This window comes from Trinickia fusca (assembly GCF_003628145.1).
GTDB classification, from domain to species: Bacteria; Pseudomonadota; Gammaproteobacteria; order Burkholderiales; family Burkholderiaceae; genus Trinickia; species Trinickia fusca.
In genome coordinates, this window is sequence record NZ_RBZV01000008.1 from 187,362 (window position 1) to 209,220 (window position 21,859).

Annotated in this window: 17 protein-coding genes; 7 read left to right on the forward strand and 10 right to left on the reverse strand. The window is 63.0% G+C overall.

Going from position 1 to position 21,859, the window contains the following annotated elements:
* Window positions 1-5 precede the first annotated feature (5 nt).
* Window positions 6-1,238, reverse strand: coding sequence for an MFS transporter (locus D7S89_RS18770; RefSeq protein WP_220702178.1), 1,233 nt, complete (start codon window positions 1,236-1,238; stop codon window positions 6-8).
* Between the two features lie 77 nt (window positions 1,239-1,315).
* Here D7S89_RS18770 and D7S89_RS18775 point away from each other — a divergent pair, with 77 nt between their 5' ends.
* The 5 genes from D7S89_RS18775 (at window position 1,316) to D7S89_RS18795 (ending at window position 4,864) form a co-directional block, all read left to right on the forward strand.
* Window positions 1,316-1,693 carry an ArsR/SmtB family transcription factor gene (locus D7S89_RS18775; protein ID WP_121279761.1) on the forward strand — a complete coding sequence of 126 codons (378 nt, stop codon included), beginning with the start codon at window positions 1,316-1,318 and terminating at the stop codon, window positions 1,691-1,693.
* 72 nt (window positions 1,694-1,765) lie between these two features.
* A complete protein-coding gene (locus tag D7S89_RS18780) occupies window positions 1,766-2,026 on the forward strand; it encodes a hypothetical protein (protein WP_121279763.1) in 261 nt (86 codons plus the stop codon).
* Window positions 2,027-2,125: 99 nt separating this feature from the next.
* Window positions 2,126-2,431 carry a panthothenate synthetase gene (locus tag D7S89_RS18785; protein ID WP_121279765.1) on the forward strand — a complete coding sequence of 102 codons (306 nt, stop codon included), beginning with the start codon at window positions 2,126-2,128 and terminating at the stop codon, window positions 2,429-2,431.
* Between the two features lie 212 nt (window positions 2,432-2,643).
* Window positions 2,644-3,450, forward strand: coding sequence for a PASTA domain-containing protein (locus D7S89_RS18790; RefSeq protein ID WP_245983059.1), 807 nt, complete (start codon window positions 2,644-2,646; stop codon window positions 3,448-3,450).
* Between the two features lie 214 nt (window positions 3,451-3,664).
* Window positions 3,665-4,864, forward strand: coding sequence for an NHL repeat-containing protein (locus D7S89_RS18795; RefSeq protein WP_183085268.1), 1,200 nt, complete (start codon window positions 3,665-3,667; stop codon window positions 4,862-4,864).
* Window positions 4,865-5,130: 266 nt separating this feature from the next.
* On the opposite strand, the gene D7S89_RS18800 is transcribed toward D7S89_RS18795, so the two are convergent.
* From D7S89_RS18800 to D7S89_RS18845, 9 genes are all read right to left on the reverse strand, one after another.
* Window positions 5,131-5,727: a flavin reductase family protein gene (locus D7S89_RS18800; RefSeq protein ID WP_121279769.1), complete on the reverse strand. Its 597-nt coding sequence runs from the start codon at window positions 5,725-5,727 to the stop codon at window positions 5,131-5,133.
* 112 nt (window positions 5,728-5,839) lie between these two features.
* Window positions 5,840-7,567 (reverse strand): FAD-dependent monooxygenase, encoded by a 1,728-nt coding sequence (locus D7S89_RS18805; RefSeq protein WP_121279916.1) that lies wholly within the window; start codon window positions 7,565-7,567, stop codon window positions 5,840-5,842.
* Between the two features lie 36 nt (window positions 7,568-7,603).
* The gene (locus tag D7S89_RS18810; RefSeq protein ID WP_121279771.1) at window positions 7,604-8,323 is read right to left on the reverse strand and encodes a methyltransferase; all 720 of its coding nucleotides are present in this window, start codon (window positions 8,321-8,323) and stop codon (window positions 7,604-7,606) included.
* Between the two features lie 26 nt (window positions 8,324-8,349).
* Window positions 8,350-10,869: an AMP-binding protein gene (locus D7S89_RS18815; RefSeq protein ID WP_121279773.1), complete on the reverse strand. Its 2,520-nt coding sequence runs from the start codon at window positions 10,867-10,869 to the stop codon at window positions 8,350-8,352.
* A gap of 60 nt (window positions 10,870-10,929) precedes the next feature.
* The gene (locus tag D7S89_RS18820; RefSeq protein ID WP_121279775.1) at window positions 10,930-11,733 is read right to left on the reverse strand and encodes a class I fructose-bisphosphate aldolase; all 804 of its coding nucleotides are present in this window, start codon (window positions 11,731-11,733) and stop codon (window positions 10,930-10,932) included.
* An 8-nt stretch (window positions 11,734-11,741) separates the two neighbouring features.
* Complete coding sequence (locus D7S89_RS18825) at window positions 11,742-13,061, reverse strand: 3-dehydroquinate synthase II domain-containing protein (RefSeq protein ID WP_220702179.1); 1,320 nt, start codon at window positions 13,059-13,061, stop codon at window positions 11,742-11,744.
* Between the two features lie 396 nt (window positions 13,062-13,457).
* Complete coding sequence (gene maiA / locus D7S89_RS18835) at window positions 13,458-14,090, reverse strand: maleylacetoacetate isomerase (protein ID WP_121279779.1); 633 nt, start codon at window positions 14,088-14,090, stop codon at window positions 13,458-13,460.
* Between the two features lie 70 nt (window positions 14,091-14,160).
* Window positions 14,161-15,108 (reverse strand): VOC family protein, encoded by a 948-nt coding sequence (locus tag D7S89_RS18840; protein ID WP_121279781.1) that lies wholly within the window; start codon window positions 15,106-15,108, stop codon window positions 14,161-14,163.
* An 811-nt stretch (window positions 15,109-15,919) separates the two neighbouring features.
* Entirely contained in the window at window positions 15,920-17,173 is a 1,254-nt protein-coding gene (locus D7S89_RS18845; protein WP_121279920.1) for an MFS transporter, read from the reverse strand.
* Window positions 17,174-17,446: 273 nt separating this feature from the next.
* Here D7S89_RS18845 and D7S89_RS18850 point away from each other — a divergent pair, with 273 nt between their 5' ends.
* Together D7S89_RS18850 and ada are read left to right on the forward strand one after the other, a co-directional pair.
* Window positions 17,447-20,632 carry an efflux RND transporter permease subunit gene (locus D7S89_RS18850; protein WP_121279922.1) on the forward strand — a complete coding sequence of 1,062 codons (3,186 nt, stop codon included), beginning with the start codon at window positions 17,447-17,449 and terminating at the stop codon, window positions 20,630-20,632.
* Window positions 20,633-20,724: 92 nt separating this feature from the next.
* Window positions 20,725-21,822: a bifunctional DNA-binding transcriptional regulator/O6-methylguanine-DNA methyltransferase Ada gene (ada, locus tag D7S89_RS18855; protein ID WP_121279783.1), complete on the forward strand. Its 1,098-nt coding sequence runs from the start codon at window positions 20,725-20,727 to the stop codon at window positions 21,820-21,822.
* Window positions 21,823-21,859 lie beyond the last annotated feature (37 nt).

Genomic DNA, 21,859 nt, shown 5'->3' on the forward strand with positions numbered 1-21,859 from the left:
GTGCGTCAGTCGCCACTGCGCTGCAACGATCGAAAGACCAGATAGCCCGCAACGATCGCGATCAGTGCCAACGCAAGGGCGAACGCCGTCGCACCCGTGGCGAAGCCGAAGAAGTCGATCACGTAGCCGGTCATGACGGGCAACAGCCCTGCCGGTACATAGCCGCCCATGTTCATGATCGCGTTTGCTTCGGCCCGGCGTGTGTCGGGCACATGCAGGCCGATCAACGTGAGCCCGCCCAGTTGCCCCAGCCCTTGGCCAGCACCCGCGAATAGCGCGGCAATCACCAGCAGCACCGCCGACGAGGCATGCACGGCCGCACACAAGGCCATCATCGAGAGCACCGTCGCCGTCGTGCCGGCGACGAACAGCGTGCGTATCGACCAACGCCGGACGGCGAACTGAACGCCTGTCGCCGTCAGAAACATCGCGCACGCCATGCCGCCCGCCAACATCGGGCTGCGCACTTCGAGCAAACGGGCCAACAGCGACGGCCCCAGCGCCAGCACGAACGACGTTGCCGTGATCCCAGGCCCGAACACGCCGATGCCGGCCGCTACATGGCGCCGATTCTGCGCCGGCACCGAAGGCAGATGCAGACGCGCAGCGGCACTCCGCTGTGTGCTTGCCGCCCTGCTGAGTGGCAACCGCCACGCGATCACGAAAGCGCTCAGCAAGATCAGCCACTCGATGCCGAATACCGGCACGATGGGATGGGGGAGCCATTGTGCCGCGCTGCCGGCCAACAAAGGCCCGAGTCCCGCGCCGAGCACCATCGCCACCGACGCGAGCAACGCCGCTTGTCGACGGCGTTCGACTCCGCCCAGGTCGCCTACCGACGCCATGCCTGCCGACACGATCACGCCCACTGCGACACCGGTCAGCAACCGGGCAATGGCAAGCATGGCAATCGACGATGCGCTGGCGAATAACGCGCAGGCGATAAGGGCGGCGAGGATGCCAGGCAACAGCACAGGCTTGCGGCCATAGCGGTCCGACAGTTGGCCCGCTATTAGCAGCGTACCCAGCAGCCCCGCGATGTACAGCGCGAAGATGACCGTCAGCGTGCCCGACGAGAACCCGAGCGCACGCTGCCACACCATGTATAGCGGCGTGGGCGAATTCGACAACATGAAGACGGCGGTAACCGTCCACGCCGCTCGCCACATGTCGGGCGAGATGCGCGCTGGCGCCTGGACGGATGACGCTACGGATGGCATTGCGGCGACTTCGGACATCGACCTCTCCTTGTACGAGTTTTTTCGTACTTTACACTAGTTCGAAAAAACTCGTACATGCTGCTATAGTCTCGGGCATGAAACGACAAAGCCACTCCAATCAGGCGGCCGACCTCAAGCCCGCCGACCTTCCCGAGCCGCTGGCTGAGCCGGCCGTTGCGGACCTGCGGCTGGAGGAAATCTTCGCGGCGCTGGCTGATCCGCTGCGTCTGACGATCGTGCGCATGCTGATGCTCGAATCGGAGGCATACGACCATCCCTGCAGCTGGTTCGGCTTCGATCGCCCCAAGTCGTCGCTGACGCATCACTTCAAGGCGCTGCGCGAAGCCGGTGTGCTTCGTCAGCGGCAATACGGGCTCGAACGGCGCAGCCGAGTGCGCACCGAAGACCTCAACGAGCGCTTTCCGGGTCTGCTCGACCTGGTGGTGCAATGGGAAGCGCCCAACGAGGCGTGACGAAGGCCGTCCGATGAAGGCCCAAGTCGAGGTGTCACGACGCCTTTGCACGGGCTGAGTAGAATGTCCGCCATGGACAAGTGCCGTTACTGCGGAAAGATGCGTGACGAATGGGAATGCCACGGGCAGGAGTGCCGTACGGCCATTGCCAAGGCCCTGCGCCGGCACCGTTCGGGATTGCCGATGGTGGCGAACGTCATCCGCAACGAGATCCCCGCCGGTGCCAGCACCGGCGAGGTGATCGCCGTTCTGTCGCGTCAACGCCGGCGTGCGCGTCGTGCCAACGAAGAGCGACGCGAGCGCAAGGCGGTGGACGGATATGGAGAGGATTGAAGGCGACGTGCACTAGTGCGCGCTGGTCAACAAACAACGCATGGACGAGCTTCTATGCTTCAAGGGCCCCTTTGGGCCGCCCATGAAGGAGACGAAGACATGCGCATGCTTGTGAACATACGAATTCCCCACGAGCCGTTCAACGCATTTGTGCGTGACGGCACGATCGGCGCAGTGCTGACGCAAATCCTCGAAGACACGAAACCGGAGGCCGCGTACTTCACGGAGCAGAGCGGCTGGCGCGGTGCTGTCCTCATCGTGGACCTCGACGATCCATCACGCGTGCCCGCTTTGGCTGAGCCGTGGTTCCTGAAGTTCAACGCCGACTGCGAATTTCGCATCGTGATGCTCGCTGACGACCTCAAGAAAGCAGGACTCGAAGCGCTCGGCGCGAAATGGAAATAGTGCTGGGCCGCGTGGGCTTGTGCGCCACGCGGCTTTCCCGCGATGCTGAAAACTGGTGCGGTTAAATCATCAATATGTTGCCGGAGAAAACATTCGACAGCCATTGCCTATACTGACGATGCAAATTTTATAGATTCGCCGTCACGAAGGAGCCCTTACGCTTGACCCAATACCCCATTACAAAAAGCGTTTGCCTCACCAGATGGATCGCGGTGACCTTGGCGTTTACGGCATTCGCGAGTGCCGCGCCAGCTGCAACGCCGAATACGGCATCCGACATTCCAGGCGCGACGTTGACTGCACTGGCCAACCTGCCTCGTTCGCCGGAAAGCGGTTCACCCGACGAGTACTGCAAGGGATCCTCCCCCGTGTCGGCGGCCGCCAAGTTGGTTGCTGGCCGCGGTTGGATCGTGACCTCGGAGGCGCAGCTCGGGCAGTACCAGGTCGTTACGTTCGCAAGTGGATTTGAGCCCGGCACCAGCGGCATGTGCTTCACGCGCAATGGTCGTCTCGCTGTGTTCGGTAGGGCCGGCTTGATCGCGCTCGCTTATACAGGTCGGGCCGCCGAACTGCAGCTAGGCAACGTCGAGCTGCTCGAAAGCGGTGCACTGATGATCTCGGCTGGGGATGGAGTAGGCGCGCCGATCGGTGAACTGCATGAGGTGAATGGTGGGTTTCGATTGACCCGCGTGGCGGCCGAGCGCACGTTCTGCAATGGTCGTGCGGTCGTCCCCAACGTCTACGGCAAATCGATCAAGGACGCACGCAAGATCCTGATCGCTCGGGGATGGAAACCGAAGCGTCCCGCAGAGGCATGGGGCGAATTCGATGGGGCAGCCGATTTGGCGAAGCACGGCATCGTCGAAGCGGAAACGTGTTCCGGTACCGGGCTGGGCGATTGCTGGTTCAATTACAACGGCCCGAGCGGAATCCTGAGAGTGACGACGATAGGAGAAGATCGGGAACGCGGAAACGATGACACCATCGTCGGCTACGACGTGAAGTGCCGTGCGAAATGAGCCGGTGTTCAGCAAACGCATTCTTCACGTGAATCGGTGGCAGGCGCATGGCGCCGTCCGCCAAGCACGCGCGACGGCGAAGGAATAAAAAGCGCGCAGGTCCGTTTACGCGAAGCGATCACCCACGTTGCAAGAGATGCGGGTGCAGCGCGACGCCCGTTGACTGTGTCGATCGACCAGCGGGCTGTTCTTTCGCGAAACGGAGTGACCAATCATGAAAACCTCGCGTCATGTGTCTTCTCTCGACCCGCCTCCCCTAGTCGCCTCGCTGACGAAATCCAAACGGGCCTTTCATGCGGCCGCCCGTGGCTTGCGCCATGCGGCATGCGCAGTCGGTCTGCTTGCGCTGTCGTTGGGTTCCACATGGGCGGGCGCTGGGACGATTCTTCCACCCTCGTCCACGGTTGCCTCGACGGTCCCCACCAACGGCGACCTCAATCCGTACGGCATCGCCTTCGTGCCTAGCGGCGTGCCAGCGTGGAGCACGCTGAAGCCCGGGGACGTGGTGGTGTCCAACTTCAACGCCAGTTCGAACGTGCAGGGCACCGGGACGACCATCGTCAAGCTCGTCACCGATGGCAGCCCCATCACCTTTTTCCAGGCTAGTCCCGGACACGGACTCACGACCGCACTGACCGTGCTCAAGAGCGGCTTTGTGCTGGCCGGCAATGTCCCGACCACGACCAACCAACAAAACGTCACGGTCGTCGCGCCCCCCGGCTCTTTGCTCGTGATCAACCCGCAAGGTGGACTCGTCACTGAATTGCAGGATTCCACTCTGCTGGATGGCCCCTGGGATATGACGGTGCTCATCGATAACGGGTCGCACGTCACGGCATTCGTGTCGAACGTGTTGAACGGCACCGTGGCGAGGATCGACCTCAGCATCGGAAGCGGCGGCGCGACACTATTGCCGAGCTCGCACATCATCGCGTCCGGCTACACGTTCCGAACCGATCCCGCGGCGCTCGTCGTCGGCCCAACGGGACTCGCCTACGATGCGCAGCATGATGTGCTCTACGTCGCTTCGACCGGTGACAATGCGGTGTTTGCGATTTACGGCGCCGCTTCGCTAACTCACGACGGAGGCAAGGGAAGGCTGATCTATCAGGACAACGCACACCTTCGTGGACCGCTCGCGTTAGCGCTCGCACCGAATGGACATCTCGTCACGGCAAACGGCGACGCGGTCAACCCCAACCCGCAGCAAGCGAGCGAGATTGTCGAATTCACGCCTGACGGACGCTTCATCGCTCAGATGCAGGTCGATCCCGCGACGGGCGCTGCATTCGGCCTCGCATTCGGACTCAGCAGTAGTGGGCAGGTGCAGTTCGCCGCGGTCAATGACAACACGAATACGGCAACTGTGTGGACGTTGCGCCCGCTTAGCACCGGCGACGATAACAGCCAATGAAGAAAACTGACGTTTCGTGAGGATGATGGCGCCCAGGTGCGGAGTTGCAACACTCGCTTCGCACAGTCGGCGCCATCCCTTTGGAAAGCCTAGCGGATCGCCGCCACTCACCGTCTTTTTTTGATTCGTTATACTGACTGTTTTAGCCGATCAGGGCTCGACAGTCAGCGCTGTATGCATGCCCATCGAACGGTGGATGCCATATGGGCTAAACGTGCGGTACGAGCGGCTTATTCCCCACTGATGGTTTCGCCGCTCTTGCTCCGCTATGCACGAAAGGTCTTGCCGAGGTATGCACCCAGCGTGTAGTAATGCCTGAACACGTAATACAACGGCCGCCAGCGGTCTAGCTCGACTCGCCCAGCCGACGTCAGAAGGTCGGCATGCACGTGAACACGCGTAGCCTTGCACTCTGCGGCGACCATCTCGTCTTCGTCGCTGCCAATGGCGTGCATGCGAGTCAACCGCGCTTCGATCTGAATCGGGCACTCGGCCACTCGCGAAGCGATTACAGATTCGCTTGCCTTTGCAGTCAGACCCGCGCGTTGAAATTTGTTGTGTTCGAAGCGGTAACCCATCCGCTTCTTGTCGTCAGGTACGATCTCGGCACCCGTCGTTGCCGCGATGCTTTCGACGTTCGCCCATAGCGATGCATCCGGCAGATTCAGCACGATCTCGGGACATCGGCTCAGGTTGCCAAAGCATTGCCCTGTGGTTGAGAGCCCGAGTACGAGCGTATCCGACAGCGCCCAGTAGGAGGAGATCGGGCTCAAGTTGGTGGTGCCGTCCGGATTGACGCTGGAGACGAGTGCGACAGGCGTTCCGAAGTACAGCACAGGCAAGTTGGCGACCCTTGTTTTCATTGTTGTCTCGTGAGCTTCAACGTCACGAATTTTATGGGTCGCGCACGGTGCGATATTTAAGGCCGTTGTGAAATGTCATCGCCCATAGGGCGAGCGCGATAGCCGCGGACGCTCAGTCCCCCGCGTTCGCGCTTTCCGGCTCGTGGCGAACCTGCCTCGCCTCGCGTCCCACCACACGATCGAGCACTGCACCCGCGTCGGGCGGCAACCGATCGCCGCGCCACGCGACATGTTGGTCAGGACGCACGAGGATCAGACGACGCTCATAGAGCGCAAGCGCCGCCTCCGCCTTCACCTCGACAACCGCTAGCGGAATTCCTCGCGCATCGGCCGCCGCGACCAGACGAGCGACGCCGAAGGCATTGCCGTCCCGTTCATCGGCCTGGTCCGTCACGACACGCAGCAACGTGAAACCCTTACCGAGCAGGTCGAACACCGATGACCGTCCGCCGTCGTCCCGCCTCACCCACAAATGCGGGAGTCGGCCGCCCGGCACGCTGCTCGGTCGGTACTCGAGCGGATCGTCGGCAGGTGGCTCGCCGTCCTCCCAGACAATCGGCGAGCCGTTGTAGCGCCCCCCCAGTTCCACGCCCAACGACGCGAACTGGCTGCGGAACACCTGTAGCGCGTCGCCCAGCTGCCGGCGCGCCGCCTCGCCACGCTCGTCGTCCGCCTCGATCTCCTCCGGCACTTCGAGCCCGCCGACGCGCTGCGTAAGGAAACGCGCAGCGGCCGTGTTCCGATGCGCGATTGGACGCCGCTCCACTTCGTACGACGCCAGCAACGACTCGCCCGCCCAGCCTTGCACCGCCGCCGCGAGTTTCCACGCGAGGTTCGCTGCGCCGTCGATCCCCGTGTTCATCCCGAACCCGCCTGTAGGCGAGAACAGATGGATGGCATCGCCGGCCAGATACACGCGCCCCTGCGCAAACCGCTCTGCCACCAGTGCCACGCCGCCTTGCCAAGGCGCGTGCGCGAGCACCTCGACGTCGACGGGTCGACCCACGCCCTCCTGTATCCGCCGGATCACGGACGCGTCGTCCGGCATCCGCTCCCCGTCCGGCGCCTGCGACATCAGCAAAAACTCGTCGGCGCCGTCGAGGCTGATCAGCAGCATCCGCGCTCCGGGCGCCATGACGTTGTACATCCACGCCTTGCGCTCGGCGAGAAAATCGCGGTGCAGCGCCGGAACGCGCACATAGCTCGAGATCATCCTGCCGCCGAGAAACCGGTCGCTCGCGCCGCCCGGGCCTTGATAGGCGATGCCGAGCTTGCGGCGCACGAAGCTCGGCCCGCCGTCGCATCCGACCATGTACGCCACGCGCCGCTGCTCGGACGCCCCCGACCCGTCGGCAGCCACCGCCGTGAGCGTCACGCCCTCATCGTCCTGCTCGAACTCGGTGACGCGCCAGCCGAAACGCAGCGTGATGTTGCCGCACGTCTTCGCGTGCTTCAGCATGTGACGCTCTACATACATCTGGTTCGCGCGCAGCAACGGCTCGGGCACCTGGTCGGTATCGGGAGCGGCGAGCACGTCCCGCATCCGCTGTCGCTCGGACGGCATGGACAGGCGCGCCAGCTCCCAACCGGCCAACCGCGTGAAATACGTGATATCGCGTGGGTGGTCGGCCGGCAATCCGAGCTCGCGCACCGCATCGGCAATCCCCACGCGGCGATAGTGCTCCATCGTCCGCGAGTTGTGCGTGCTGCCCTTCGGGTGCCACCGGCTCTCTTGCTCGGTGTTGTAGATCACGACCGGCACCCCGTGCCGGTCGAGGAAAAACGCGAGCATGAGCCCGACCGGACCGCCGCCGACGATCGCCACAGACGAAGTGTTCACGTATGTCGCATTCACGCGTGTCGCTCCCGGATCTCGCTACGCGGTACGCGTCGCGTCGCCGGGCGCACCCGGCAGCAGTTGCAGGATGTCGTAGCGATGCGCGCCCACACCCTGGCCAAACGCCGACGCTACGGTCGTCGAGGTATAGCCGTACTCGGCCAGCAACGCCGTGAGCGCGCTGTCGTCCCCCTGGCTGCTGAACCCGATCAACAGCCGGCCACCCGGCGCGAGATAGTTCGGTGCCTCGCGCAGGAATCGCCGGTGCGCGGCATACCCCGCATCGCAAAACGCGTGGAGAATCGTCTTGTCGAACACGTAGTCTTCCGGCACGAACACGAAGTTCGAATTCCAGAAGATCGCGTCGAACCGCTCGCCTGGATTCAGCACGTCGAACAGGTCGCCGTGGCGCGCCGACACGATATCCTCCACGCCATGCAGCGCCGCGTTCGCACGCGTGTTTTGCACCGCCGCCTCACTGATATCCGAGGCGACGACGGGCCGACAGCCCGACAGCGCCGCCGTCACCGCCGTCACGCCCGCGCCGCAACCGATTTCCAGGAACGCGCCGCCGCTCGGGTAGGGCAGGTGTTGCGTGAAGAGGCCCGTCGATTGAAAGTGCGTCGGCGGGAACACGTCGGGATGGACAACGAAGCGCCGCCCCATGCACGTGTACTCAGACAACTGTTCCGCTTCCGCGACGGCGAGCCGCTGTCGCACCGACGCGATCGCGTCGGATTCGTAGATGTGATCGCTCATCTGCTCTCCAGATTGGGGATGCGTGCTCAAAGGTCAGCGCCGGCCGGTACCTGGGGACCGCTTGACGTCGCCGTGCGCCGCGCCAGATGCAGCACGTCGCCGCCGTCATTGGACATCTGCCGCAGAATCGACGGCGCCGAGTGCCGCAGCAGGCGCTTGAGTACCTTGCCGGTCGCACCCAGCGGCAGAAACGACAGGCTGCGCACCACGGCGACCGCGATTGCGTCGTCCGCCAGCGCCTGGCCGCGTGCCTCGAGCGCGCCGCGCAGCGCGTCCAGCACGCGCGCCGCGACCGTTTCGGCACTTTCCTCCGTCTGACGTTCCGGCAGCACGAGCGCGAGCAGCAACGGATCACTCGCGTCGTCACCCTCGACACCGACCACCGCGACGTCGCAGACCCCCGGCACCTGCTGCGCGATCTCCTCGAGCAGCAGGGTGTGCAGCGGGCCCGCCGGCGACGCCACCACGTCCACCTCGCGATCGATCTGATAGAAATCGCCGTCCTTGCAGTACGCCACGTCGCCCGTCAGGAAGTACCCGCCGCGCCATGCACTCGCGGTGCGGGCCGGCTGGTTCCAATAGCCGGACGTCACCGTGGGCGAGCGCACCGCCAGCAGACCTATCTGGCCAGGCTGCACTTCGTCGCCGGTCTCGGGGTCGAGGATCTTGGCGACGGCGATGTCCACCGGACGGCCGATCGAGCGCTGCGGCGCGATCGCATCCGCCGTCGATTCGCTGCGAAAGAGCGCCATCCCCAGCTCCGAGCTGCCGAACGCGTCGATGAAGCGCGAGTGCGGCGCGCCCGTCAGCAGGCGGCGCGTATGGCTCTGATGTGCGGCATCGCCCATGCTGAACCAACGCCGTACCGACGCGAACTCGTTCTCCACCACGCCGCCTTCGACGAGCAGCATGTAGCTCTTCGGAAACGCCACCACGGTCGTCGGCGCGAACGCACGGATCGCCTCGCGCACCGCGTCACCTTCCTGCGTGCCGAGCACATAAGTCGGAATGCCATGCAGCACCGCGGTCTCGAGATGGCTGATGGCGGCCGAGTGCGATTGCGGCAACGCAGTCAGCAGCCGCTCGTCCGGGCCCTCGGCGAAACGCCCGATGCGGGCCCGCTTGCCCATGAAGAACTGGCGGTGCTCGAACCGCACGGCCTTCGGCACACCCGTCGTGCCCGACGTATGGCTCAGCATCACGAGCGTCGAATCCTGCGGCGCCAGCGGCCACCAGCCGGGCACTTGCGCATCCCGGCGCAAGGGTGCCGACGTCACGTCGACGATGCCCTGCTCCTCATTGAGCACCTTCCACTGCTGAACGAACGCGCTCGAAGCCAACGTGTGCGCGTCGACCACCAACCTGCCGAAGCCGTTCTCGCGCATGTACGCCGCGCCGACTTCCGCCGGCATCCCCGGATTGATCAGCGCGATCGTCGCGCCCAGGCTCGTCACCGCGAGATAGTGGAGGAACGGCGCGATGCCGTCCTCGACGCACACCGCGACGACGCCATCCTGCTCGACGCCCAACTGCACGTACCACTCGGCCAGCGCCTTCCGGTAAGTCTGCAGCGTGTCGAGACTGAACGAGTGAACCGTCGTGCCGTCCGCATAGCGCACCGGCTTGTCCAGATGCAGGAACTCGACCTCCTTCGCCGTGCTGAGCGCGAAGCACAGATCCAGGAAATTGGCGCTGCCGAGCGACGCGTCGGCGCGCAATGCGGCGAGCGCATCGGCCGGCAGCATCGCGCTATCGACCGCCGGCGCATCGTGCGCGCGCGCCGCTGCGTCGTCGCGTGCAGGCGTGCCGACTTGCACGGGCGCGGCCCCTGCGCCGTGCGACAGCAGATCGGCGAGCATCGCCATCCGCAGCCTCACCATCTCTTCGCCGACGGCGATCACACGCGGGCGCCGGTACGGCCGCTCCGCCACCATGCGATCGATGATTTCGCGCATCACGATCGCATGCTGCTCGTCCTCTTCGACGTGGATCTGGAAGAAGCGCTGCGCCCGCTCCGGCGCATTCGCACGCCGCAGCGCGTCGAGGACGGGGCCATAGATGATCGGCACGATCGCCTCCGCGCCAAGACACAGGGCGGCCAGACCATCGAGCGGATCCCCCCCGCGGCAATAGCGGAACATCGTGTCGATCAGCGCTCGCGTACTTGCCAGCATCGGACGGCTGCCCGGCACCGCCGACATCTCGTCCATCGCCTGGCGATACAGCTCCGCGTGCGAGATCTGATCCGTATCGTCGCCCGACAGCTCTTCCGCGAGGTTGTGTGACAACGCCTTGAACTCGTCCTGCTCGGGCAGGCTGCCCATCAGCGAGCACAAGTAGCGCGTGAAGTACTGCGAATAGTAGCGATGCTGGATCAGGAAACCGCGCAACTGATCCGTGCCGATCGTCCCGTTGCGGCAAGCCGTCAGGAACGGATTCGCGTTCAGCTCCGTGAGCAGGCCCGACGGAAACACGTCGGCCCACAGCGGCGACAGCGTGTAATCGGATCGGGCAGCACCCGCCTGTTGATGTTTCGTCGATTCCATCTATCGTTCTCCGGCGCTGTGCCCGCCGCCTCGTGCGGGGCCACAGCGCATTGATCACTCTTAAACCGCGTCCAGTTCCTCGGCGAGCTCGACTTCGCCCTTCACGCACGCCGAAAGTCGCTCGAGCAGCGCGAGCGGTCTGGGATGCTGAAAGACGTTGCGGCCAATGCAAAGGCCGCTCGCACCGCTCAGGATCGCCGCACGCGTCATCGCCACCAGTGATTCCTCGCTGGCCTTATCGCCGCCCGCGAAGAAAATACGGATGTCACGGCTATGACGGGCCACCAACGCGGGCACCTCGCTCTCAAACTCCGGAAACGCCAGCTTCACCGCATCCGAGCCGAGCTCCGCGACGACCCGCACGAGATGGCTCAGCCGTGCGATCCGTTCAGCCGGCGTCGGCGACTTCACCTTGTCGTACAGCATCGTCAGAACCGGCAGCCCTGCCGCGTGTGCGGCATCCGTCACCGCGCCGAGCATCGTGAAGTTGTGTGCGAAGTTATCCGCCGTGAAATTGACCTGGATCGATACGGCATCCGCGCCCAGCCGCAACGCCGCCTCGACGTTCGACACCATGACCTTGGTGTCTCCGTCGCTCGACAGATTCGCCATGCCGTTCAGGTGCACGATGACGCCCGTCGACGGGTGCAGCATGTCGCGCAGGATCAGCCGTTCGATCAGCCCCTTGTGTCCAAGCACCGCGCTGATGTGGTCGGTTCCGATCCAGCCCTCGAAGTCATCCGTCGCCTGCATGCCCGCGATCGGCCCCAGCGTCAAACCATGGTCCACCGGCACGATCAGCCCGCGTTGCGATTCCGGGAACAGGATTCGACGCTCTCTCAATTTCCTGCCGACGTAGCCCATGACGCCTCCTATTTCTCGAGAATCGTTTCGTTGATCTTGATCCCCACATGCCGACCCGGCTCCGTCACATAGCCAAGCACCTTGTCGCCCGGCTTCAGCTCGGAAATGTTCAGCGGCTTGGCCGCGTCGGAGAACACCCGCACGTGCCAGTCGTCCTGCATCAGGATGTTCACGCGCTCGCCACCCGCGAACTCGACCTCGATGAGCCGCAGCGGCCGTTGCTCGATCTTGACGCGACCGACCGCCGCGCGCCGCACGCGCCCCTTCGAATTCACGATCATCACCGGCGAGCCCGCCTTCAGTTCGCTCATGTAGTCGGTGCGGTTCTCGGTGTTGAAGACGTACGAATGCATGGCGGCTGCGTTCACGCGGAACGGGCGCAGCTCCATGTACGGCAGGAAGAACACTTCAGGGCAGCACAGCAACCCGCCTTGCGACGTGCTGCCGACCAGCATCCCTTCATCCGGCTCGAACAGCGTCGCGGTATCGATGCAGGCGCGATAGCCCATGCCCACCGGCCGGCTCTCGACGACGGTGCCGACCTGTATCGGCAGGTTGGGGTTCTCCGCCTGCGACATGCGGTCGAGGAACGAGCTCATCAGATGGTGATCGCGCGGCGAGAAGATCACCCCTTCCGCGCCATACTCCATCACGCCGTACGACACGATCGCGTCGTCGACGTTGGCGGGATCCTTGACCTCTTTCATCAGGATCGTGCCCGTCGACTGCAGCGACGCAATCACGAGTTCGAGCGGAATGTTCGTGGGGTCGCGGAACAGGATCCACAGATAGTTGAAGTTCAGGCCTTCATTGATCGAGCCCAGCAAGCTTTCGCGATCGTCCACGTAGCTCGTGTAGCAGGTGATGAAACCTTCCTCGCCCAACTGGCTCAGGACGAGCGCGTCGTGATACGCGACGCTGCGGTTGCGCTTGCCGTCCGCCGTCTTGAACGCCGCGAACTGCGGGCTCTCGCGAAACGCCTTCAGCTCTGCCGCGTCGCGCAGCTTCAGCACGACCTGCATGCGATCGGGAATCGCCGGCAGCAGGCGCTCGACGTTGTCCATGTACACCACGATGCCGCTGTAGAGCGAATTGATGACGCGCACGAACATGCTGTCGTCGGGCTGCTTCTTCGCAAGCTGGGTGGTGTCGAACCAGATCAGCTGACCGTCGAGCGTGGCGCGCTTCGACTGACCGCTCGTCCGGACGTTGGCCAGCTTGACCGAGGTGCGCTTCGATACGGTTTCCGGTGTCTCGAATTGCGACGGCGCCTCTTCTCGCACCACCGGTGCTTCCTTGCTCTTCGTTACGACATTGACGTTGCTCACGCGTTTTCTCCTGATTGATGGTTGTGTGCATCGATCTCGACTTGGCCGCAGCCGCGCCGCACACCGGACATTCAGACGGTCACCAATCCCTCGGACACCGGCTCGAGTGCCAGCGCCGTGTGGACCGTCCTACAACACCTCACGTACAAAACACGGGGCGGCTTCTTCCGCACGTATTGGCGTACCGCGACGATCGCCGACTCCAGGCAATCGGGACATACATCGACCGATTCGCTCGGGTAACAGAGGTAACTCGTACCGCTGCAGAAGAAGACATACCCCTTCCGAGTCGGAATACGCGCCTCATCGAACAATCTGATTTCCCAGCGAACGTTTGCTTTTTCCGCCATGAGCGAATCTCCTCCGACTGCGCCGATGAACGGTGGATCGCGGGCGTCAGAAATCCGGCTGCAACTCCGGGCTGGCGCGCTTGAAATCCGGATCGGCCATGGCGTGCGAATAGACCGCCATGACCCTCGGATACGCATCGACGTCGCACTTGTTGCGCAACGCGTTCGCGACTTGCGGAACGAGGCAGCAATCGGCCAGCGTGGCCGATTCCCCGAAGCAGAAGGGCCCGGAACCGTAACGCCCGAGCAGCTTCTCGAGCGCCGATAGTCCTGACGCCACCCAGTGCGCGTACCATTGCGTGACCTTCGACTCGTCGATGCCGAGGTCCTTGCGCAGATAATTGAGGACCCGCAAGTTGTCGATCGGATGGATATCGCAGGCGATCGCGTAAGACGCCTCCAGCACCCTCGCCCTTTGCAACGACTCACTCGGGATGAGCCGCGGGGTCGGATAGGCGTGATCGAGATAGTCGATGATCGCCAGCGACTGCGTGAGGACGACGTCCTTGTCCACCAACACCGGGACGCCGGCCGCGAAATTGATCTCCCGGAAATCGGCCGCCCAGTTCTTTCCGGTCCGGAGATCGACCGGGATATATTCGTAATCGATTTTCTTCAGCGACAGCGCGAGCCGAACCCGATACGACGTCGAGCTCATACAGAAGTTATAAAGTTGCATCTCATCCTCGGTATTGCGGGTGTTTGTGTCTCGTCGACGCTTGTCCCGGATAGTTCCGGGTGTTGCGGGACTAGACAGTCAGGCTCTCCAGCGTGCTCAAGATGTCCTGCCTCCTGCTTTCGAACTGGCTGGGTATCATCAGGGTCGTACCGAGCTTCTCGTAGGGCTCGTCGATCAGAAAGCCTTCCGCCTTTGACACGGCAATTTCGAACAGCACGCCACTCGGCGTTCTCACGTAGATCGAATCGAAATAGCCGCGGTCCTTCACTTCGGAGACGTCGACGAAGCCGTATCCGACCAGTCGCGACTTGATTTCGTTCTGCGTTTGCATCGTATTCACCGCGAATGCGCAGTGGTGGACGGTGCCTTGACCGAAGGTCCAGGAACCCGGGTTGGCATTCGTTTTTTCGAAGTCGACGAACCGGAATTGCTCGCCGTCACCGAATTTGTAACGGTAATGGCTGCCATCCTTCCCCACCGCCGCGCCCTCCCAGCAATTCGACAGAAAATCGCCGAAATTGTCGACATCGTGCGTATCGATCGTGATCCCATCGATATCGATAATTTCACACTCAGCCGGAACGACACCGTTCGAATAAGACTGCCCACCGACGCGCGTCACGCCGACGAACTCGTATCCGATTCCACACGGGTGATTGAATTTGACACGCCGGCCGCCGAATTTCTCGTACTCGAGTGCCGGAACACCGAATGACTCGAGCCGATTGATCCAGAAATTCAACGAATGCTCCGGCACCGACAAGCTGATTGCCGAGACCTGGCCGGCTCCCTTTTTACCGAAAAGGCCTGCCTTACCAAACGGCAATGTCGTAATAACCGTACCCTCGTTTCCGATGTGATTACCGTAATAGAGGTGATAAATCGGGAGATCACCGTCGTACAGCACGGTCTTCTTCAGAATCTTCAGCCCTAGCAATTTCGTATGAAAATCAAAATCTTCCTGAGCCGACCCGACGTTCAGGGTCACATGGTGGAATCCGAGAATGTTATGTCCCATCGCAGCTCCAGAAAAATAAAAGAACTCAACCGAAGACAATGCTCAGAACGGCGTCAGCTCTACCCCATCACGCTTGCGTAACCAAGCGCGATCGCCCGAACATATCGCCGGTAATCGGAAATCAACGCTCAATAAATGGGAATGCTCGTGCTATCGATATTCACCGACACGAACGATGACAATTTCGCGAATCACGAAATTGCCCCATATAGGTCGCACGCCACGCCAGATTCGAATCAAACGGCCTGGTATGTATACTTTCGACAATGGCACTCAAAACAGAACCACGTCATGCGATTCTGCTTATCCCGCCTGCATATCGCTTGGGCAGGGAAATTCTGTTTGGGTTCACCCTTGCTGTCAATTAACAATTTTTTGTAGGTATGCGCATTCCTACCAGTTCAACTATGATTTTTCTACCGCCAACATCAAGAAAAACGCATTGAATCAGTAAAATTTTTCAATAAGGAATGAATACAGGCATTTTCGCGCGGAGGAATGCGCGGCAATCATGATTAAGCATCGGGAGATGGGTGTCGCATACGGATGATCGCGCGGCCACCGCGAGGCGGTGCCTCGACGGTCCCAACGAACTGGTGCGCAAGCGGAACGCGACGAAGCCGATAGGACATGGCCCGAATGGCCACGTCCTATCGGCTTCCTTGCCGGTGCCGAACGAAGGTCGGAAGTCGACGGTCGGGGCGCGCTCCGCCCCATCGAGAATCACGCACTGAAACCTCGAGCGTGCCTCGACGAGGGCCGTGAGCAGCCCCTTGCTTCCCGTCTTCTGGAAGGGCGCGGCCTCGGCCGCTCAGTTTGGTTGCGGCGCGCGGGCGCGTTCGCGTTCGACGTACGACGCGTCGGGAATGCGTTCGAGCCTGGACACAACGGACAGCGTAATCACGATGGCCTGGATCGCAAAGCCGATGACGGCGGCCCAAACACAGGCGTTGATACCGAACCTGCCTGCGATGACGGCCCCGACCAACGCGCCCAGCGGGCGGGCCCCGAACGTCGCGGTGCCGTTCATAGCCGACACGCGTGCCAGCATCGTCGACGGCGTGATCGCCTGCCTCAGTGTGGTCGAGGCGACGGTCCACAGGATCGGTCCGACGCCGAGCAGGAAGAAGCTCAGTGCCGCGAGCCAGAACGACGGCTCGAAGATCGAAACGACCATGATCAACGACGCGATCAGCCCGCAGATCGGACCGATTACGATCACGACGCCAAACCTGACGCGCTTCGTGATCGCCGACGCGAAGTACGCACCGCACATCATGCCGATGCCATTGGCGGCAAACGTGAACCCGACCTGTTGCGCGCTGAGCATCAGGTGATGCACCGCATACGGCACATAGATCGCCTGCAACGTGAAGAAGCCGATATTGAAGAAGATCGCCGTAATGATCATGGGCCGCAAATGGCGATCCTCATAGACGAACCGCGCGCCGTCGAGCAGCTCCGCTACGAACCGCCTGCGCGGCGCGGTCGATGGCGGCTCCTTCTGCAACGTGGACAGCAGCAACATCGCGTAGCCTGACAGCATCGCCGCCCCGCCGTAGGCCCATTTACCGCCGATCCAGCCCACCAGCAGCCCGCCGACGGCGGGTCCTCCCGCATACGCCGCACTGCGCGCGAACTCTATGATGCCGTTGGCTCTCGGCAGATCTTCGCGGTTGACCAGCGACGGTATGACCGCGGGCGCAGACACGCTGTAGGCCACCGTGCCGCATGCACCGAGGAAGCCTAGTACGGCAAGGAGCGGCAGCGTCAATGCGTGTCCGATGAGCAGCAGCAGCGCGATCGTCAGTGACAACGCGCGCAGGCCTTCGGCGATCACCATGATTTTCCGGCGCGAATAGCGATCCGCCCATACGCCGAAGGGGATCGACAACAGCAGAAACGGCAGCGTTTGCGCCGTCTGCAGGAAGCCCGTCTGACTGGCGGTCGCACCCAGTATGAGCACGGCAACCAGCGGCGTCACGGCAAGACCGATCTGTTCGGCCGACTGTGCGGCGAGATTCGAGAGCGCGAGACGGCGAAACTGGATGGGAAGGCGATTCACCAATTCACCTCAAATGGGTTAGTCCGCAGGATCAGCGGAGGCTACGCCGACTCCCTGCCCCTCACACTCCATTTATTGCTGTTGAATTTGTCGACGGCGCCCGGCCCCCGCCCCCCGGTCTGTCTCGCAGTGCCGGCCCTGGGGCCGTCTTCAATTCGACAGCAAGAATCGGGACGATCGAAGTTCGTTCGCCGGGTAACCTCCCTCGGCTGGGCCAATGGCCCCGCCATGCGCTCGCGTCTTGCGCCCGATTCCAACCTGTCGGTGCCTCCCGTGAACATATCCAGATTCTTCATCGACCGGCCGATCTTCGCCGGAGTGCTATCGGTCATCATTCTGCTGGCCGGCGTGATCACGATGTTCCAGTTGCCGATTTCCGAATACCCGGAAGTCGTGCCGCCCTCGGTTATCGTGCGCGCGCAGTACCCGGGCGCCAACCCGAAGGTGATCGCCGAAACCGTTGCCTCGCCGCTCGAAGAGCAGATCAACGGGGTCGAGGACATGCTGTACATGCAATCGCAAGCGAACAGCGACGGCAACATGGCGATCACCGTCACGTTCAAGCTCGGCACCGATCCCGACAAGGCAACGCAACTCGTGCAGAACCGCGTGAACCAGGCGCTGCCGCGCCTGCCGGAAGATGTGCAGCGGCTCGGCGTCACGACGATGAAAAGTTCGCCGACGCTGACGATGATCGTGCACCTGATCTCGCCGAACAACCGTTATGACATGACGTACCTGCGCAACTATGCGTTGCTCAACGTGAGGGATCGGCTGTCACGGATCAACGGCGTCGCCGAAGCATTGCTCTGGGGCTCGGGCGACTACGCGATGCGCGTCTGGCTCGATCCGCAAAAGGTCGCCCAACGCGGGCTGTCCGCGAACGACGTCGTCACGGCGATCCGCGAGCAGAACATCCAGGTCGCGGCGGGCGTGATCGGCGCGCAGCCGTCGCTGCCAGGCACGCCGCTGCAACTGTCGGTGAATGCGCAAGGCCGCTTGCACAGCGAGGAGGAGTTCGGCGACATCATCGTCAAGACGAATCCGGACGGCGGCGTCACACGATTGCGCGACATCGCGCGCATCTCGCTCGACGCCTCCGATTACAGCCTCAGGACCTCCCTCGACAATCAACGCGCGATCGTGATCGGCATTCATCAATTGCCGGGCGCGAATTCACTCGCCATCTCCGACGAAGTGCGCAAGACGATGGCGGATCTGAAGCAGGACTTTCCGGACGGTGTCGACTACAAGATCGTCTACGACCCGACGCAGTTCGTGCGCGCATCGATCAAGGCCGTCGCGCATACGCTACTCGAGGCCATCGCGCTCGTCGTGATCGTCGTGATCGTGTTCCTCCAGACCTGGCGCGCGTCGATCATTCCGTTGATCGCGGTGCCCGTGTCGATCGTCGGCACGTTCTCGCTCCTCTTCCTGTTCGGCTATTCGATCAATGCGCTATCGCTGTTCGGCATGGTGCTCGCGATCGGGATCGTCGTCGACGACGCGATCGTCGTCGTCGAGAACGTCGAGCGCAACATCGAGAGCGGGATGAGTGCGCGCGAGTCGACTTACAAAGCGATGCAGGAGGTGAGCGGACCGATCATCGCGATCGCGCTGACGCTGGTTGCCGTGTTCGTGCCGCTGGCATTCATGTCAGGTCTGACCGGGCAGTTCTACAAGCAGTTCGCGATGACGATTGCGATCTCGACGGTGATCTCGGCGTTCAACTCGCTGACGCTGTCTCCAGCGCTTTGCGCGGTGCTGCTGAGGGGACACGATGAAAAGGAAGACTGGCTGACACGGCTGATGAACCGCTCGCTCGGCGGCTTTTTCAGGCGCTTCGACAAGGTGTTTCACCGCGGTGCGAAGGACTATGGCCGCGGCGTGCGCTTCGTGCTGTCGAGGAAGGCGTTGATGCTCGGCGTGTATCTCGCGCTCGTCGGCGCGACCGTGCTGGTCTCGAAGGCCGTCCCGAGCGGTTTCGTGCCGGCGCAGGACAAGGAATACCTCGTCGCGCTCGCACAATTGCCGAACGGCGCATCGCTCGACCGCACCGAGAAAGTGATTCACGACATGGGTTCGATCGCCCTCGCACAGCCTGGTGTCGCGAATGCGGTGCAATTTGCGGGCCTGTCCGTCGCAGGCTTCACCAACAGCTCCAGCTCGGGGATCGTGTTCGTGATGCTGAATCCGTTCGATCAGCGGCGCGACAAGGCGATGTCCGCCGCGCATATCGCGGATAGTCTCAAGCGGCAGTTTTCCCAAATCAAGGGGGCGCGGATCGTCGTGTTCCCTCCGCCGCCGGTGTACGGCCTCGGCAACCTGGGCGGCTTCAAGATGCAGATCGAGGATCGTGGTGCGCTCGGCTACGCGCGGCTCGCCGATGCGACGGGCGATTTCATCAAACGCGCGCAGCAGACGCCCGAGCTCGGGCCGCTCTTCACGAGCTACCAAATCAATGTGCCGCAACTGAACGTCGCGCTCGACCGCACGAAGGCCAAGCAGCTCGGTGTGCCCATCACCGACGTATTCGACACGATGCAGGTCTATCTGGGCTCGCTGTACGTCAACGACTTCAACCGCTTCGGCCGCGTCTATCAGGTGCGTGTGCAGGCCGATGCGCCATTCCGCCAGCGCCCTGACGACATCCTGCAATTGAAGACCCGCAATGCGGCCGGCGAGATGGTCCCGCTGTCGTCGCTCGTCAAGGTCACGCCGACGTTCGGCCCGGAGATGGTCGTGCGCTACAACGGCTACACGGCGGCCGACATCAACGGCGGCCCGGCGCCGGGCTACTCGTCGGGACAGGCACAGGAGGCGATCGAGCGGGTCGCCGCGCAGACGCTGCCGCGCGGCGTGAGGTTCGAGTGGACCGACCTGACCTATCAGCAGATCATTGCGGGGGACTCGGCGCTCTGGGTGTTTCCTATCAGCGTGCTGCTCGTGTTCCTCGTGCTGGCCGCGTTGTACGAGAGCCTGACGCTGCCGCTCGCCGTGATCCTGATCGTGCCGATGAGCATCTTGTCCGCGCTGGCCGGCGTATGGCTCACGCAAGGGGACAACAACATCTTCACGCAGATCGGCCTGATGGTGCTCGTGGGCCTCTCGGCGAAGAACGCGATCCTCATCGTCGAGTTCGCGCGTGAACTCGAACACGGCGGCAAGAGCACGCTCGAAGCCGCGATCGAGGCGAGCCGGCTGCGGCTGCGCCCGATCCTCATGACGTCGATCGCGTTCATCATGGGCGTCGTGCCGCTCGTGCTATCGCGCGGTGCGGGCTCCGAGATGCGCCACGCGATGGGCGTCGCGGTGTTCTTCGGCATGCTCGGCGTCACGCTGTTCGGGTTGATGCTGACACCGGTGTTCTACGTGGTGCTGCGTCTGCTCGCAGGCGGTAAGATCCACGTCGCGCAGAAGGATTCGGCGGGTTACGGCCTGCCGGCCCCCGATGCTTGAACGGCGAATTTGACCGCAAGACTCGGAGCGCGACCGTCTTGCCCGCCGCGTAGAGTCTCGTCGACGCCATTTGAGTAGAGCGTGACCCCGACATGAAAACACGTTCCAAACCGGATGCCGTGCTTGCCGCCGGCACGCACGACGTCACCCACGACCCACGCTGGGCGATGATTCTCGCGCGCGACCCGGCGGCGAACGGCGCGTTCGTCTACGGCGTGCGGACGACGGGCGTCTACTGCCATCCGGGCAGTCCGTCGCGACTGCCAAGGCCCGAGAACGTCGTGTTCTTCGATAGCCCGAAGCAGGCCGAGGCGGCCGGGTATCGGCCCAGCAAGCGCGCGGCCGCGGCCCCGACGAACGTGGCGGCGCATCACGCGCGCCTCGTCGCGCAGGCGTGCAGGCTCATCGAAAACGCGCCCAACCCGCCGCAGCTCGACGAGCTCGCGCGCGAGGCCGGCCTGAGTCCGTTCCACTTCCACCGCGTGTTCAAGTCCGTGACGGGCCTGACGCCGAAGCGCTATGCGATCGGGCATCGCGCGAAGAAAGTCCGGGACCTCCTCGCCGAAAGTCAATCCGTCACCGAGGCGATCTACGACGCCGGATTCAACTCGAACAGCCGGTTCTATGAGACGGCCGACAACGTGCTCGGCATGACGCCGTCGACGTTCAAGGCCGGCGGCGTCGACACGGACATCCACTTCGCCATCGGCGAATGTTCGCTCGGCTCGATCCTTGTCGCGCAAAGCGAGCGCGGCGTCTGCGCGATCCTGATGGGCGACGATCCCGCCGCGCTACTGAAGGATTTGCAGGATCAGTTCCCCTGCGCCAACCTGATCGGCGGCGACGCCGCCTACGAGCAGCTCGTCGCCAGGGTGATCGGCCTGATCGAGGCGCCGTCGCTGGGTCACGACCTGCCGCTCGATGTGCGCGGCACAGCGTTCCAGCAGCGCGTATGGGAAGCGCTGCGTGCGATTCCTGCCGGCATAACGGTCACGTACGGGGATATCGCGGCGCGCATCGGCGCGCCGAAGGCGGTGCGCGCCGTCGCGCAAGCGTGCGGCGCGAACACTATCGCAGTTGCGATACCTTGCCATCGCGTGATTCGAAGCGACGGCAGCCTGTCGGGCTATCGCTGGGGCGTCGAGCGCAAGCGCGAATTGCTCAAGCGCGAGGAGGAGGAGGTATCGTAAGCGCGTAAGCGGGGGGATTCGCCACCTTCACACGGTG